This window comes from Rhodanobacter terrae (assembly GCF_042657005.1).
Taxonomy (GTDB): Bacteria; Pseudomonadota; Gammaproteobacteria; order Xanthomonadales; family Rhodanobacteraceae; genus Rhodanobacter; species Rhodanobacter terrae.
Window position 1 is genome coordinate 58,706 of sequence record NZ_JBHSNG010000017.1, and the last position, 13,817, is coordinate 72,522.

Sequence of the window (13,817 nt, forward strand, 5' to 3'; positions counted from 1 at the left end):
CGACTCCCGACTCCCGTCATCATTACGCTCCTTCGTCGAACTTGCGTTCGAACAGTGCAGTCACCGCACTCAGCGCGGCTTCCTCGTCGGGGCCGTCGACGCGGACGGTCACCGGACTGCCGAGGCCGGCCGCCAGCATCATGACGCCCATGATGCTTTGCGCGTTGACTTCGCGGCCCTTGCTGATCAGCCACACGGTGGATTTGAAACCTTGCACCAGCTGCACCAGTTTGGCCGAGGCGCGGGCATGCAACCCCAGCCGGTTGGATATGACAATCTCTTGCTCAAGCATAGTGAAGGATGCCCTGATCTATTCCGTCATTATCTGTCAATCGGTGGTGGGCCTGTGTGGAATGGATTAGGGCATCCTTCACGTCAGGCATGATCGATGAAGATTCCTCCGCGGCCACCACTGGCCGCGATCTCGGCCAGTTCATCCAGTGGTTTTTCCGCATAGTTGAGAACGCGCAGCAGCATCGGCAGGTTGAGGCCGGAGACGCAGCGCAGATGCACGCCGAGCGCGCCGAGCGACAGCCCGATATTGCACGGCGTGGCGCCGTACAGGTCGGCCAGGATCAGTACCCCGTCGCCCTCGTCGAGTTCTCGCGCGTGGTGGGCGGTGAGCGTGCGCATCACGTCCGGGTCGGACTCCGGCGGCACTTCCACTGCGGCTACCCGCAACGGCAGCTTCGGCATCACGTGATGCGCGGCGGAGATCAACGCCTTGCCGACCGCCTCGTGGGTCATCAGCAGCACGCCGACGCTCATGGGCGGCGGCCGACGGTGTTGGCGAGAGTCATGTTCATCATTCGAGCTCTCGGTGGAAAGTGAGCACGCCTTCGCGGCGATCGCGGTAGTGCGCGGCGAGCTTCTCGACCAGATAGACCGAGCGGTGCCGGCCGCCGGTGCAGCCGATCGAGATCGTCACGTAGCTGCGGTCGTCCTGCTCGAAGCGCGGCAGCCACGCATCGAGCCAGCGTGCGGTGTCGTTGAAGTATTCGCCGACCAGGGGCTCCGCGTCGAGGAACTCGCGCACCGCCGCATCCTTGCCCGACAGCGGACGCAGGTGCGGATGCCAGTGCGGGTTCGGCAGGCAGCGCGCGTCGAACACGAAATCCGCGTCCAGCGGCAGCCCGCGCTTGAACGCGAACGACTGGAACATCAGGGTCAACCCCTCGGTGGCCTGCGCGTAGCCGGTGGCGACCAGCCGGCGCAGCTGGTGCACGTTGAGCTCGCTGGAATCGATCACCTTCTCGGCAATCGCCATCAGCGGCCGCAGCAGCCTGCGTTCGGCGACGATCGCGTCGGCCAGCGACAGCCCGCGGGTGGCCAGCGGGTGGCGTCGGCGGGTTTCCGAATAGCGCTTGATCAGCACTTCGTCGCGGCAATCCAGAAAGATCAGGTGCACCTGCACGCCGGCCGAAGCCAGTCCCGACAGCACGGCCGGCATGTGCGTGAAATCCGCGCCGCGGTTGCGTACGTCCACGCCCACCGCGATGCGCCGATGCGTGCTGCTGCCTTCGATCACCGCGTTCACCAGCTGCGGCAGCAGGGCCGAGGGCAGGTTGTCGACGCAGTAGAACTCCAGGTCTTCCAGTGCGCGCAGCGCCACCGTCTTGCCGCCGCCGGACATGCCGGTAAGCACGATCAGGTGGATTTCGTGCGGATCGACCTGCGTATCGAGGGAGGTGCGTTCGTCGCTCATGCGTTCACCATGGAGGCAGCCGGCGCAGCTGGTGCGCCTGCCGGTCAATGAAGGTCTGCGCCGGATCGATGCCCTTGCTCTTCAGGGCGTGACTGCGTACCGCGGCCTCGACCAGCACCGCCAGGTTGCGTCCGGAGGCCACCGGGATGGTGATCATCGGTATCATCACGTCGAAGATCTCGCGGTGGCCGATGTCGCCGGTGAGACGGGTCAGTGCGTCGCTGTTGTTGTCGGGACTGCCGTCGCCGTCGCGTATCGGCTTCAGGTGGATCACCAGGCGCAGGTACTTGGATGTCTTGACCGACATGTGGCCGAACATCTCGCGCACGTTGAGCACGCCCAGTCCGCGCACCTCGAGCAGATCCTGCAGCAGTTCGGGGCAGGTGCCGTCGATCACGTCCGGCGCGATCAGGGTGAATTCGGTGGCGTCGTCGGCGACCAGCCGGTGGCCGCGGCTGATCAGCTCCAGCGCCAGTTCGCTCTTGCCGGAGCCGGCTTCGCCGGTGATCAGCACGCCGATCGAGAACACTTCCAGAAACACGCCGTGCAAGGTGATCTTGGCCGCCAGCATGCGTGCCAGGTGGTATTGCAGGTAGGTCAGCAACTCGTGGCCGCGCTTGGGGCTGATCCACAGCGGCACATTGGTTTCCTCGGCGACCTCGCGCAGGTCGGCGGGCACCGATTGATCCTTGGTCACGATCAGCGCCAGCGGCTGGTGGGCGGCGATCTTGTGCATCACCTCCCAGCGCTGGCGCGAATCCAGTCCGTCGAGGAACTTCAGTTCCTCGGTGCCGATGATCTGGATCTTGTTCGGGTAGATCACGTTGAGATAGCCGACCAGCGACGGCCGGCGCGATTGCGCGGCGCCCGGCTCGATCACCCGCGATTCCCCGCGCATGCCGGATACCCAGCGCAGCGCCATGCGCTCGTGGACGCCATCGTAGAGTTGTCGCGCGCTGATCCGATCCAAACGGAGATCCTTTGCACCGCTGGGTTTTGCGGTGGCACGGACATTGTGCCAGCTTGGAGGTATGCGCGTGTTCAGAAACGAAAACGGCCCACCTGGATCGGGTGGGCCGCGGCGCGGAGTTCGCTGGAAATCAGCCGGAAGTCAGCCGTACTGGCGCGCTTCGCGCGCTTCCTGCTGGTGCTTGTCGCTGACCTTCTCGCGGTGCTTGCGCAGCTGGTTGACCAGTTTGTCGAACAGCACGTCGATGGAGACATACATGTCGGCTTCGGTGGCTTCCGCATGCAAGGTGGCGCCGATGACGCCGAGCGTACCCTCGGCGCGTTGCTGGAGCTTGTCGACCGACAGCACGATCGCGAGGCTGAGGAGTTTGTCGTCGAGGCGGGTAAGGCGGTCGAGCTTGGCGGTGGCGTGGTCGCGCAGGGCCGGGGTGACTTCGATCTGCTGGCCGCTGAGTTGGAATTGCATGGGGCGCCTCCTCTGGTGCAGTGCCGCTTTTCGCGGCGGGTGGACGTATCGCAGCCGACATGGCGGCGGTACATCGTCAATCGGTCTGTACTGCTATGGGAACGTTTTTTCCTCGACCAAGTTCCCGTGAGTGCCCTTTCGCAGGTCAGCTGGCGCGCTGGCGTTCGCTGGAGGTGGGAATGCGCAGCCCCTCGCGGTACTTGGCAACGGTACGACGGGCCACCTGGATGCCCTTGCGCTGCAGCTCCTCGGCAATTGCCTGGTCGGATAGTGGCTTGCGCGCATCCTCGGCGTCGATCAGTTTGCGCAGCATGGCCTGGATCGCGGTGGCCGAGGCGCTGCCGCCGTCCTCGGTAGAGACGCCGCTGGAAAAGAAATACTTCAGTTCGAACGTACCACGCGGAGTGTGAAGGTACTTGCGGGTGGTGACGCGCGAGATGGTGGACTCGTGCATGCCCACCTCCTCGGCAACTTCGCGCAACACCAGCGGGTGCATCGCTTCGGGGCCGTAGTCGAGGAATGCGCTCTGCCGCCGCACGATCGCGTCGGCGACCTTGAGCAGGGTTTCGGCGCGCGACTCCAGGCTCTTGATCAGCCAGCGTGCTTCCTGCAGCTGGCCGCGCATCCAGCTGGCATCCTCGCCACGCGCCCGGGCGATCAGGCCGCAGTAGTGCTGATTCAAACCTAGCCTCGGCTGCGCGTCCGGATTCAGGCTTACTCGCCAGCGGCTGCCGTCGCGCACCGCATAGACGTCCGGTGCGACGTACTCCACCGGGGTGGCGTCGAGCGCCGCTCCCGGGCGCGGATCGAGGCTGCGGATCAGCACCGCCGCCGCCGCCACATCGTCCTCGCTGGCGCGCAGGCGCCGCGCAAGCCGGGGGATGTCGTTACGTGCGAGCAGCTCCAGCTCGGTATCGACCATGCGCAGCGCCAGGTCGCGCTGCGGCGTATCCGGATCGAACTGCTCCAGTTGCACGCGCAGGCAGTCGCGCAGGTCGAGGCTGCCCACGCCGGCAGGGTCGAAGCCCTGCAACTGGCGCCGTACGGCGTCGACTTCGTCGAGGGTGGCGGCGAGATGGGCCGGCAATGCGGCGAGTACGGCTTCCAGCCCTTCGGCCAGATAACCGGCGGGATTGAGCGCGTCGATCAGCACGGTGGCGATCAGGTGCTGGCGCGGATTGAACGAGGCCAGGTTGAGCTGCCACAGCAGATGCTGCTGCAGGGTTTCCGGCGCCGCGTTCTGCGGCTCGAAGTCTTCGTCGTTGCGCGAGCTGGAGCCGGTGCTGACGCTGCTGCTGGAGAAGTCGATCGGCGCTTCGGCGACGCCGCCGCCATCGGCCCAGTCGCCGGCGTCGTCGTCGCCGCGCTCGCTGCTGCTGGCGGCGACATTCTCCGCGCTCGGGTATTCGCTCTCGGCGTCGACGTTGTCGACTGTTTCGTCGTCCTCGACTTCCTCGGCGAACTCCAGCAGCGGATTGCTCTCGGCGATCTGGCGCAGCTCCGCTTCCAGCTCCAGCTGAGACAGCTGCAACAGACGGATCGCCTGCTGCAGCTGCGGCGTCAGGGTCAGTTGCTGATGGAGGCGAAACTGCAGTGCGGGTTTCATGCCAGCCGGGTCGAAGGAGCTCGCGGCCATCCTAGCGCTTGCCCGCAAGCGCGGCCATAGCCTGACCACGGCGAAGTGGCCACGACAGCTAATTCAGAGGCGGAATTCACGCCCTAGGTAGACTTCGCGCACCTTCTCGTCGGCGAGAATATGCGCCGGGGTGCCGCGCGACAGTACTTCGCCATCGTTGAGGATGTAGGCGCGGTCGCAGATGCCGAGCGTCTCGCGTACGTTGTGGTCGGTGATCAGCACGCCGATCCCGCGTTCCTTCAGGTGACGCACGATGCGCTGGATCTCCCCGACCGAGATCGGGTCGACCCCGGCGAACGGCTCGTCCAGCAACATGTAGCGCGGCCGCGCGGCCAGTGCACGGGCAATCTCCACCCGGCGCCGTTCGCCGCCGGACAGGCTGACGCCTTTCTGGTCCGCGATGTGCGCGATCTTCAACTCGTCGAGCAGGCTTTCCAGCTCGGTGCTGCGCTGCTGCGCACCGAGGCCGTCGCGCAGTTCCAGCACCGCCATGATGTTGTCGGCCACGCTGAGCCGTCGGAACACGGACGCTTCCTGGGGCAGGTAGCCGATACCGAGCTTGGCGCGCGAGTGCATCGGCATGCCGGTGATGTCCTGCTTGTCCAGCTTGATCACGCCGGCATCGGCCTCGATCAGGCCCACCACCATGTAAAAGCAGGTGGTCTTGCCGGCGCCATTGGGGCCGAGCAGGCCGACGACTTCACCCTCGCGTATCGAGAAGCCGAAATCACGCACTACCTGGCGCGCCTTGAAGCTTTTCTGCAGACCTTCGGCGGAAAGCATCGGTCAGTGCTGTCCCTGCGGCGGGCTGCTCTTGCTCGGTGCCGGCGTCGCCGGCTTGGCTGGCGTGGCCCCGGGTTTGGGCGTGGGCAGGAAAGTCATCTGCACGAGGCCGTCGCCGTTGCTTTCACCGGTCATCTGGCTGGTCTGCGTGTTGTAGGTGAGCCGGTCGCCTTTCGCGCTGCCGCGGCCTTTCTGGCTGACCGTGGCATTCCCGGTGAGCACCGCGATCTGCTTGACATTGTCGTAGTCGAGGGTGGCAGCGTTGCCCTGCATCAGGTTGCCGTTGTCGTCGAGTTGCTCGATATGCGCCTGATTTCCGGTGATGACCACCCGCGTGACGCTGTTGTTCGCGTCCAGATAAACGGTGGCGAGGGCGCCGGTCGCCTTCAGCGTACCCTGCGTCAGCAGCACGTTGCCCTTGTAGTGGATGATGCCGTTTGCCTGCTGGGTGGCATCGAACGACTTGGCCGTGATGTGGGCCGGCTGCTGGCGATCGTCCTGGCGGGCAAGCGCGGGCTGCAGCATTGCCAGCCCAACGCCCAGAAGCGCGAGCTTAGCGACGCGGCTTGGCTGGCATGAACGTGCTGTGGACATCATCGAGCAACTCCAGGTGCTTGTTGTTGAGGTTGGCGCGCATGCCGACCCCGCTGATTGTAGAGGCTCCCTGAACGATCTGCGCCGGTGCGGCCGTCTCCAGGCGGTTTTCCTTCGGCCACGCCGTGACGTCGGAGGTATGCATGTCGGTCGCCGGCGTGGTGCCGAAGGCTGGCCGATGCATCAACACCGGGCCTTGCAGCTTGAGCAGCGTGCCGCCCTTGTTGACCCAGCCGTACAGCGACTCGCCTTGCCAGTCGGGCACGCCGGCCTGCTTGGCCGGCAGTTGGAAAGTCGGCGAGTTGAGATACAGCGATTCATCGCCCTCGCGGCGCTCCAGGTGCGGCGCCTGCAGGCGGAAACCGGGCTGCCCGTCGAGGTTGTATTCAATCACCTTGGCGTTGGTCAGCGTGTAGCCCGAACGCGGCGGCCCGACGAAGTCGTTGGTTCTGGCGGTCGGTCCCAGCCACCACAGCAGCAACTGGCTCACGCCCGCGGCCAGTGCGATGACGAAGGTCGCGGCCGGCAGGCGCCGGTCGCGCAGCCACAGGCGGAAGTTCACTGCCAGCGCTCCCGCTCGGCGTCGCTTTTGCCTTGCGCGTGCAGCAGCAGATCGCATACTTCGCGCGCGGCGCCCATGCCGCCGCTCTTGGCGGTCTGCCAGTGTGCGGCCTCGGCTACCCACGGGTGCGCGTTGGCCACCGCCACCGCCAGTCCGGCGATGCGCATCGGCGGCAGGTCGGGCAGGTCGTCGCCGACGAAGGCGGCCTGTTCGGCGGCGAGGTGCAGCGCGTCGAGCAGTTCCCGCAGGCAGGCGAGCTTGTCGCCCTGGCCCTGGTAGACGTGGGCGATCTCCAGCTCCTCGGCACGCAGCGCCACCGGGTGGCTGATCCGGGCGGTGATCAGCGCGACCTGGATGCCGTTCGCCTGCAACCGCTTCAGGCCGAGCCCGTCGTGCACGTGGAACACCTTGGTTTCGCGGCCGTCCTCGCCGTACCACAGGCGGCCGTCGGTCAAGGTGCCGTCCACGTCGAACACCGCGAGCCGGATTTTGGCGGCACGGGCGAGGATGTCGGGAGCGGTATCGGCGGGATAGCTTATGGGCACGGGCTTGGGCTTTGGTGATGCGGAAGGCGTGGAAAAGCAGGCTTGCCTGATTTTCCGATTTGCCAAGGCAAACCGGGATCAGACCACACGGGCGCGGAGCAGATCATGAATGTTCAGCGCGCCGACCACGTGCTGTTCATCGTCGACCACCAGCAAGGCATGGATCTGGTGTTTTTCCATCAGTTGCGCCGCTTCGGCCGCCAACTTGTCGGGGCCGATCGTCTTGGGGCCGAGAGTCATAAGTTCGGCCACGGTGGCGCCGCGCAGGTCCACGCCCACGTCGTCCAGCGCGCGACGCAGATCGCCGTCGGTAAATACCCCCAGCAGGCGTTGTTCGGCGTCGACCACCGCCGTCATGCCCAGGTGCTTGCGGGTCATCTCGACCAGAGCGGCGGTGATGTTGGAGTCCGGCGCCACGCGCGGCACGTCGTCGCCGCGGTGCATCACGTCGCTGATGCGCAGCAGCAGGCGCCGGCCGAGGCTGCCGGCCGGATGCGAACGGGCGAAATCGTCCGATGTGAAGCCGCGGGCCTCCAGCAGCGCGATCGCCAGCGCGTCGCCCAGCACCAGCGCGACGGTGGTGCTGGTGGTCGGCGCCAGGCCCAGCGGGCAGGCTTCGCTGGAGATGCTGCCATCCAGGTGCACGTCCGCCTGGGATGCCAGCGAGGAGCCGGGCTTGCCGGTGATGGCGATCAGCGGAATGCCCTGGCGCTTGATCATCGGCAGGATGAACAGCAGCTCGTCCGTCTCGCCGGAATAGGACAGCGCCAGCACCACGTCCTGCGACGTGATCATGCCCAGGTCGCCATGGCTGGCCTCGCCCGGATGCACGAAGAACGCCGGCGTCCCGGTCGAGGCCAGGGTGGCGGCGATCTTCCGCGCCACGTGCCCGGACTTGCCCATGCCGCTGACCACCACGCGACCCTTGCAGGCGAGGATCAGCCGGCAGGCCTCGACGAAGTTCGTCCCTATCCGCGGTTCCAGCGCGTGTACGGCGGCCGCTTCGGTGGCGATCACCGTGCGCGCGCTGCGGATGATGGCCTCCGGGCTCGGGTCGATCGGGTCGGACGGGGCGATGCGTGCGTTCATGGAGGCTCGGTGAAAGAGGGGTCAGGACACCCCTGTTCGCCGTGGCGACAGGGTGCCGCATGTGCCGATCTGGAACGGCTGTCGTTTCTGCGCCAGCGTATTTCCATTACCATGGCACATTCGTATTTTACCGTCATAAGTCAGTGCAATGGATTCCGGCCACGGCCGAATCCGCGCCTTTGCCGACTCAAGCTTCGTTATGGAACGCCCCCGATGGACTCAGCCCGCATCCAGGCAATGATCGAAAACGGCCTGCCCGGTGCCCAGGCCGAGGTCAGCGGCGCTGACGGGGTGCATTTCGAGGCTACCGTGGTGGCCAGCCAGTTCGCCGGCAAATTGCCGCTGGCGCGGCATCGGCTGGTGTACGCCACGCTGGGCGACCTGATGGGCGGCGCGATCCATGCGCTGGCGTTGAAAACCCTTACACCCGAAGAGGCCGGGAAACGGGAGCCGGGGATCGGGAATGGCTAAAGCCGCCATCCCATCTTCGTTTCTCCAGCTTTCCGGCTCCCCGTTCCCGATTCCTCATCACCGGTATTTATGGCCAAGATCCTGATCAGTGGCGGTGTGCCGCTTCATGGCGAGGTCGGCATTTCCGGCGCCAAGAACGCCGTGCTGCCGATTCTCGCCGCCTGCCTGCTCGCCGACGAGCCGGTCAGCATCGGCAACGTGCCGCACCTGCACGACGTCACCACCTTCATCGAACTGCTCGGCCAGATGGGCGTGCAACTGGTGCTGGACGACCGCATGAAGATGCATGTCGACCCGCGCACCACCAGCACCTGTGTGGCACCGTACGACCTGGTGCGCACGATGCGCGCCTCGATTCTGGTGCTCGGCCCGCTGGTGGCGCGCTTCGGCCAGGCCGAGGTCTCGCTGCCGGGCGGCTGCGCGATCGGCTCGCGTCCGGTCGACCAGCATATTCGCGGCCTGCAGGCGCTGGGCGCCGACATCAGCGTCGAGAACGGCTATATCAAGGCGAAGGCGAGGCGGCTCCGGGGCGCGCATATCCAGATGGACATGGTCACCGTCACCGGTACCGAGAACATCATGATGGCCGCCACCCTGGCGCAGGGCACCACGGTGATCGAGAACGCCGCGCAGGAACCCGAAGTGGTCGATCTGGCCCATTGCCTGATCGCGATGGGCGCGCAGATCGAGGGTGCCGGTACGTCGACCATGATCATCCACGGCGTCGAGCGCCTGCACGGGGCCGAGTACGAAGTGCTGCCCGATCGCATCGAGACCGGCACCTTCCTGGTCGGCGCGGCGATGACCGGCGGCAAGGTGCGCGCACGCCATGCGCGCGCCAATACGCTCGACGCCGTGCTGTCCAAGCTGGAAGAGGCCGGCGCGCACATCTCGACCGGCGACGACTGGATCGAGCTGGACATGGGCGGTCGCCGGCCGAAGGCGGTCAACATCAGCACCGCGCCGTACCCGGCGTTCCCGACCGACATGCAGGCGCAATTCACCGCGCTCAACTGCGTGGCCGAGGGTACCGGCGTGGTCACCGAGACGGTGTTCGAAAATCGTTTCATGCACGCGCAGGAACTGCAGCGGCTGGGCGCGGACATCCGCCTGGAAGGCAACACCGCCGTGGTACAGGGTGTCGCGCAGATGAGCGGCGCGCCGATCATGGCCACCGACCTGCGCGCTTCGGCCTGCCTGGTGCTGGCCGGTCTGGTGGCGAAGGGCGATACCGTCGTCGACCGCGTCTATCACATCGACCGCGGCTACGAGAACATCGAGGAAAAACTCGGCGTGCTCGGCGCCAGGATCCGGCGTCTGCCGAACTGATCGGTACGTATTGATCCATTCGGCAGACGCCAGGGACACCGCCTCAGTCGTTCACTGCTGGCGGTAGCTGACCATCTCCATCACGATGTCGCCACCGTCGTGCTGCGACAGTTTCACCGGCACCGGATAACGGGTGGGCGCATACCACGCGCTGAAACCGCGTTCGGCGTCGGTGCGGTCGATCCGTTCGGCCTTGAAGCTGCCGGCGGGAACCTTGACGGTTTCCTTGCCGGTCACCTTGAAGCTCTGTGTCTGTACTTGCTGGCGCACGGCGACCGGCAGGGCGATCTGCTGCTTGCCGTCGCGCAGCGCCAGGCCCAATGCCAGCGAGGTGGTGTTGCGCTCGACCATGCCGGGGCTGGCAGGATAGGTCTGCGGGCCTTTGCCCTCGTCGACGGTTACCTGTTTCCTGGCCCAGTCCACGGTCATGCGCCGCTGCTTGTTCTTGATGCCGGTCTGCAGTTGGTAGTCGTAGCTGACCGCTTCGGGCACATCGCCTTTCCAGCGGAAACGCGAGCTCTCGGCAAGGCTGGCGCCGAGCATGGCAGCCAGTCCGCCGGTGCTCTTGACGTTCTTGCTGTAGACCCACTCGCCGTTGCCGGCGGGATGCAAGGTGACCGTGGCGACGCCCGTGGGCTCGCCGCCTTGCGACACGTTGTAGGTGGCGGTAAAGGCGCCCGGTGTGGCGGCGAGGACAGCCGGTGCGCCGAGCAGCAGGCCAAGGCCGAGGAAGGGGGCGAGCAGGGGTCGGATAGTCATGCGCGGAGTCTGCCGGCGCCGGGCTGAACCGGGGATCACTCCGCGGCCCGCAGGCCTTCGTCGCCCAGCATCAGCGGCGTCAGCAGCGGCCGTCCGTCGAATCTCGGTGCGTGGCCGTCCCATTGCAGGCGCTTGCTGGCCAGCAGGTTCAGTACCGCCGGCAGCAGCCGGTGTTCCAGCGGCAACAGCCGTTGCGCGAGCTGGTGTTCGTCGTCACCGGCGGCGATCGCAAGGCGCGCCTGGGCGATCACCGGGCCGCCGTCCAGCTCGGCGGTGACGAAGTGCACGCTGGCTCCGTGCTCCAGATCGCCGGCTGCCAGCGCGCGGCGATGGGTATGCAGGCCGCGGTATTTCGGCAGCAGCGAGGGGTGGATATTGATCACGCGGCCGACCCACGGCGTCAGCGCCTCGCCATCGAGGATGCGCATGAAGCCGGCCAGCACCAGCCATTCGGCGCCGCTGGCGGCGACGCGGGCGAACAGGTCCAGGTCGAACGCACGCCGATCCGGATAAACGCGCGGATCGAGCGCCAGCGTGGGGATATTGGCCGCTTCGGCCAGCCGCAACGCGCCGGCATCGGCCTTGTCGCTGCCCACCAGCACGAACTCGACCGGCAGTTCACCTCGCCCGCGCGCCTCCAGCATCGCAGCGAGATTGCTGCCGCGCCCGGAGGCGAGCACGGCGACGCGTGGCAGTGGCGTGGTCATCGGCGGCGTTGCGCAGTGGTCAACCGATCCGCACGCGTTCGCCGCCCTGCACCGGCACGATCTCGCCGATCACCGAACTGGCCAGGCTGTGTCTGGCCAGCAAGGCGGAGGCCGTTTCGACCGCGTCGCGCGGCAGGATCACGGTGAAGCCGACGCCGCAGTTGAACGTGCGCCACATTTCCTCGCGCGCCACGTTGCCTTCGCGCATCAGCCAGTCGAACACCGGCGGCAGCACGATGGTGCTGGCGTCCAGGACGATGCCCAGATTGTCCGGCACTACGCGGATGATGTTCTCTTTCAGGCCGCCGCCGGTGATGTGGGCCATGCCGTGGACCGGGCTGGCCTTCAACAACTCCAGCATCGACTTCACGTAGATCGTGGTCGGCGCCATCAGCGCGTCGGCCAGCTTGATGCCGCCGAGATCGAGATCCAGCGGATTGCCGGCGCGCTCCAGGATCTTGCGGACCAGCGAATAACCATTCGAGTGCGGGCCGGAAGAAGCGACCCCGAGAACCACGTCGCCGGCAACGATCGCGTCGCCGCTGAGCATCTGCGACTTTTCCACCGCACCGACGGTGAAGCCGGCGAGGTCGTATTCGCCGGGCGGATACATGTCCGGCATCTCGGCGGTCTCGCCCCCGATCAGGGCGCAACCGGCCAGTTCGCAGCCCTTCGCGATGCCGCCGACCACGGCGACCGCGGTATCCACGTCGAGCTTGCCGGTGGCGAAGTAGTCGAGGAAGAACAGCGGCTCGGCGCCCTGCACCAGTACGTCGTTGACGCACATGCCGACCAGGTCGATGCCGATGGTGTCGTGCCGGTTCAGGATTTGCGCCAGCTTCAGCTTGGTGCCGACGCCGTCGGTGCCCGACACCAGCACCGGTTCCCTGTAGCGGCCGGACAGATCGAACAAGCCGCCGAAGCCGCCCAGCCCGCCCATCACTTCCGGGCGGCCCGTGCGCTTGACCAGCGGCTTGATGCGTTCGACCAGCGCATTGCCGGCGTCGATGTCGACGCCGGCGGCGCGGTAGGTGAGGGTGTCAGACATGGCGAGGACCTTGGTCAGGATCTGCGGCGTGGATGAAACGCGCAAGTTTAACAGCTTGTGGCGCCATTGCCGGCCTATGAAGTCCGGTTTGGTGACGGCTCCGATGGACGCTGGGGACGCGATTGGGCAGACTTCCGGGAGCTTTCCTCCGAAGATGCCCACGTCCATGCGCCTGTCCCGCCTGTTGATCGTCATCCTGCTGCTGGGTTTTGCCGCGCTATCGCCGCTGCATGCGCAAACGGGTTCGCCGTACACCGTCGTGGTGCCGGTGGCCGACACCAGCGACGCGCAACGCGACCAGGCGTTCGCCACCGCGCTGGGGCAGGTATTGACGCGGGTTGCCGGCGGCCAGGATCTGCGCAGCAACGCCGGTTACAGCGACGCGCTGGGGCACGCCGGCTCGCTGGTGCAGAAATTCCAGTACCAGCGCGCCGCCACCGGGCTGATCCTGAACGTGGAGTTCGAACCGGGTGCGGTGCGCCGGCTGGTGTCGAAGCTCGGCGTGGCGAGCGCGGGGATCAAGCCGCCGGTCCTGCTGCTGGTGCAGGGCAACGACGGCCATCTGCTCAATCAGGCGGCACTGGCCAGCCTGGCCACGGCAGCGGCCGCGCGTGGCGCCAATGTGGTGTACCCCGATGCCGCCGGCGTGCCGGACATGGCGAAGGTGGCCGGCGCCGATCCGGCCGTGCTGGCGACGATCAACCGGCAATACCACACCGGCCTGGTCCTGCTCGGCAAGCTGCACGGCGGCGGTGCCGACTGGACGCTGATTTCCGGTGGCCAGCCGCAGCGCTGGAGCAGCCAGGGCGCGACCCAGGACGCGTTGCTCGGCGATGCCGGCAACAGCATGGTCGATCACATCGGCAAGCAGCTCAACGTGATCGGTGCCGGCCCCAGCGAGGGCAAGCTGTGGATCAGCGGACTGGCCTCGGCAACGGATTACGCGAACCTGCTCGCCACCTTGCAGGCCGACCCCTCGGTCAAGCAGGTGACGACGCTGGGCGCGGAGAACGATGCCGTGCTGCTGTACGTCAAGGCGTCGCTGCCGATGAGCGGACTGGCCGCGAATCTCGCTGCCAGCGGCCGCCTGCTGCTGCAAGGCGAGCCGCATCCCGGTGCCGACGCGAACCTGCGCTGGCTGCCGGGGCGTTGAA

17 protein-coding genes are annotated in these 13,817 nt (G+C 66.6%); 3 read left to right on the forward strand and 14 right to left on the reverse strand.

Annotated elements, in window-relative coordinates; genetic code table 11:
• Window positions 1-22 precede the first annotated feature (22 nt).
• The 11 genes from ACFPPB_RS14640 to ACFPPB_RS14690 all read right to left on the reverse strand — a co-directional run bounded on the left by ACFPPB_RS14640 (window position 23) and on the right by ACFPPB_RS14690 (window position 8,349).
• Window positions 23-292 (reverse strand): HPr family phosphocarrier protein, encoded by a 270-nt coding sequence (locus ACFPPB_RS14640; RefSeq protein WP_377328356.1) that lies wholly within the window; start codon window positions 290-292, stop codon window positions 23-25.
• Window positions 293-375: 83 nt separating this feature from the next.
• Complete coding sequence (locus ACFPPB_RS14645; protein WP_377328358.1) at window positions 376-768, reverse strand: PTS sugar transporter subunit IIA; 393 nt, start codon at window positions 766-768, stop codon at window positions 376-378.
• A 37-nt stretch (window positions 769-805) separates the two neighbouring features.
• Window positions 806-1,705, reverse strand: coding sequence for an RNase adapter RapZ (gene rapZ / locus ACFPPB_RS14650; RefSeq protein ID WP_377328360.1), 900 nt, complete (start codon window positions 1,703-1,705; stop codon window positions 806-808).
• Window positions 1,706-1,709: 4 nt separating this feature from the next.
• A complete protein-coding gene (hprK, locus tag ACFPPB_RS14655) occupies window positions 1,710-2,675 on the reverse strand; it encodes an HPr(Ser) kinase/phosphatase (protein WP_377328362.1) in 966 nt (321 codons plus the stop codon).
• Window positions 2,676-2,816: 141 nt separating this feature from the next.
• Window positions 2,817-3,140, reverse strand: a complete 324-nt coding sequence (hpf, locus tag ACFPPB_RS14660) for a ribosome hibernation-promoting factor, HPF/YfiA family (RefSeq protein ID WP_377328364.1) — start codon at window positions 3,138-3,140, stop codon at window positions 2,817-2,819.
• Between the two features lie 145 nt (window positions 3,141-3,285).
• Window positions 3,286-4,746, reverse strand: a complete 1,461-nt coding sequence (locus tag ACFPPB_RS14665; RefSeq protein ID WP_377328432.1) for an RNA polymerase factor sigma-54 — start codon at window positions 4,744-4,746, stop codon at window positions 3,286-3,288.
• A gap of 93 nt (window positions 4,747-4,839) precedes the next feature.
• Window positions 4,840-5,559: an LPS export ABC transporter ATP-binding protein gene (gene lptB / locus ACFPPB_RS14670; RefSeq protein ID WP_377328366.1), complete on the reverse strand. Its 720-nt coding sequence runs from the start codon at window positions 5,557-5,559 to the stop codon at window positions 4,840-4,842.
• A 3-nt stretch (window positions 5,560-5,562) separates the two neighbouring features.
• The gene (gene lptA / locus ACFPPB_RS14675) at window positions 5,563-6,084 is read right to left on the reverse strand and encodes a lipopolysaccharide transport periplasmic protein LptA (RefSeq protein WP_377328368.1); all 522 of its coding nucleotides are present in this window, start codon (window positions 6,082-6,084) and stop codon (window positions 5,563-5,565) included.
• A gap of 28 nt (window positions 6,085-6,112) precedes the next feature.
• The gene (lptC, locus tag ACFPPB_RS14680; protein WP_377328370.1) at window positions 6,113-6,715 is read right to left on the reverse strand and encodes an LPS export ABC transporter periplasmic protein LptC; all 603 of its coding nucleotides are present in this window, start codon (window positions 6,713-6,715) and stop codon (window positions 6,113-6,115) included.
• On the reverse strand, window positions 6,712-7,260 hold the full coding sequence (locus ACFPPB_RS14685) for a KdsC family phosphatase (protein WP_377328372.1): 549 nt from the start codon (window positions 7,258-7,260) through the stop codon (window positions 6,712-6,714). The genes lptC and ACFPPB_RS14685 overlap by 4 nt, the downstream gene beginning before the upstream one ends.
• Window positions 7,261-7,338: 78 nt before the next feature.
• Complete coding sequence (locus ACFPPB_RS14690) at window positions 7,339-8,349, reverse strand: KpsF/GutQ family sugar-phosphate isomerase (protein ID WP_377328374.1); 1,011 nt, start codon at window positions 8,347-8,349, stop codon at window positions 7,339-7,341.
• Window positions 8,350-8,562: 213 nt separating this feature from the next.
• Between ACFPPB_RS14690 and ACFPPB_RS14695 the strand changes: the two genes are divergently transcribed.
• Both ACFPPB_RS14695 and murA read left to right on the forward strand, forming a co-directional pair.
• On the forward strand, window positions 8,563-8,820 hold the full coding sequence (locus tag ACFPPB_RS14695; RefSeq protein ID WP_377328376.1) for a BolA family protein: 258 nt from the start codon (window positions 8,563-8,565) through the stop codon (window positions 8,818-8,820).
• A gap of 69 nt (window positions 8,821-8,889) precedes the next feature.
• Window positions 8,890-10,149 (forward strand): UDP-N-acetylglucosamine 1-carboxyvinyltransferase, encoded by a 1,260-nt coding sequence (murA, locus tag ACFPPB_RS14700; RefSeq protein WP_377328378.1) that lies wholly within the window; start codon window positions 8,890-8,892, stop codon window positions 10,147-10,149.
• A gap of 51 nt (window positions 10,150-10,200) precedes the next feature.
• On the opposite strand, the gene ACFPPB_RS14705 is transcribed toward murA, so the two are convergent.
• From ACFPPB_RS14705 to purM, 3 genes are read right to left on the reverse strand one after another with little or no spacing between them, the layout of a single operon-like run.
• Window positions 10,201-10,908 (reverse strand): DUF3108 domain-containing protein, encoded by a 708-nt coding sequence (locus ACFPPB_RS14705; protein WP_377328380.1) that lies wholly within the window; start codon window positions 10,906-10,908, stop codon window positions 10,201-10,203.
• Window positions 10,909-10,943: 35 nt separating this feature from the next.
• Complete coding sequence (gene purN / locus ACFPPB_RS14710; RefSeq protein WP_377328382.1) at window positions 10,944-11,615, reverse strand: phosphoribosylglycinamide formyltransferase; 672 nt, start codon at window positions 11,613-11,615, stop codon at window positions 10,944-10,946.
• Window positions 11,616-11,634: 19 nt separating this feature from the next.
• Window positions 11,635-12,663 (reverse strand): phosphoribosylformylglycinamidine cyclo-ligase, encoded by a 1,029-nt coding sequence (gene purM / locus ACFPPB_RS14715; protein WP_377328384.1) that lies wholly within the window; start codon window positions 12,661-12,663, stop codon window positions 11,635-11,637.
• A 166-nt stretch (window positions 12,664-12,829) separates the two neighbouring features.
• Between purM and ACFPPB_RS14720 the strand changes: the two genes are divergently transcribed.
• A complete protein-coding gene (locus ACFPPB_RS14720) occupies window positions 12,830-13,816 on the forward strand; it encodes a DUF2066 domain-containing protein (protein WP_377328386.1) in 987 nt (328 codons plus the stop codon).
• Window position 13,817: the final 1 nt, after the last annotated feature.

Bases quoted from the DNA above. Each gene is read 5' to 3' on its own strand.
- ACFPPB_RS14645 (WP_377328358.1), bottom strand. From the start codon at position 768: ATGAGCGTCGGCGTGCTGCTGATGACCCACGAGGCGGTCGGCAAGGCG.
- ACFPPB_RS14690 (WP_377328374.1), bottom strand. From the start codon at position 8,349: ATGAACGCACGCATCGCCCCGTCCGACCCGATCGACCCGAGCCCGGAG.
- ACFPPB_RS14695 (WP_377328376.1), top strand. From the start codon at position 8,563: ATGGACTCAGCCCGCATCCAGGCAATGATCGAAAACGGCCTGCCCGGT.
- purN (WP_377328382.1), bottom strand. From the start codon at position 11,615: ATGACCACGCCACTGCCACGCGTCGCCGTGCTCGCCTCCGGGCGCGGC.
- murA (WP_377328378.1), top strand. From the start codon at position 8,890: ATGGCCAAGATCCTGATCAGTGGCGGTGTGCCGCTTCATGGCGAGGTC.
- lptB (WP_377328366.1), bottom strand. From the start codon at position 5,559: ATGCTTTCCGCCGAAGGTCTGCAGAAAAGCTTCAAGGCGCGCCAGGTA.
- ACFPPB_RS14665 (WP_377328432.1), bottom strand. From the start codon at position 4,746: ATGAAACCCGCACTGCAGTTTCGCCTCCATCAGCAACTGACCCTGACG.
- ACFPPB_RS14720 (WP_377328386.1), top strand. From the start codon at position 12,830: ATGCGCCTGTCCCGCCTGTTGATCGTCATCCTGCTGCTGGGTTTTGCC.
- rapZ (WP_377328360.1), bottom strand. From the start codon at position 1,705: ATGAGCGACGAACGCACCTCCCTCGATACGCAGGTCGATCCGCACGAA.
- ACFPPB_RS14640 (WP_377328356.1), bottom strand. From the start codon at position 292: ATGCTTGAGCAAGAGATTGTCATATCCAACCGGCTGGGGTTGCATGCC.
- ACFPPB_RS14705 (WP_377328380.1), bottom strand. From the start codon at position 10,908: ATGACTATCCGACCCCTGCTCGCCCCCTTCCTCGGCCTTGGCCTGCTG.
- purM (WP_377328384.1), bottom strand. From the start codon at position 12,663: ATGTCTGACACCCTCACCTACCGCGCCGCCGGCGTCGACATCGACGCC.
- lptA (WP_377328368.1), bottom strand. From the start codon at position 6,084: ATGCTGCAGCCCGCGCTTGCCCGCCAGGACGATCGCCAGCAGCCGGCC.
- hpf (WP_377328364.1), bottom strand. From the start codon at position 3,140: ATGCAATTCCAACTCAGCGGCCAGCAGATCGAAGTCACCCCGGCCCTG.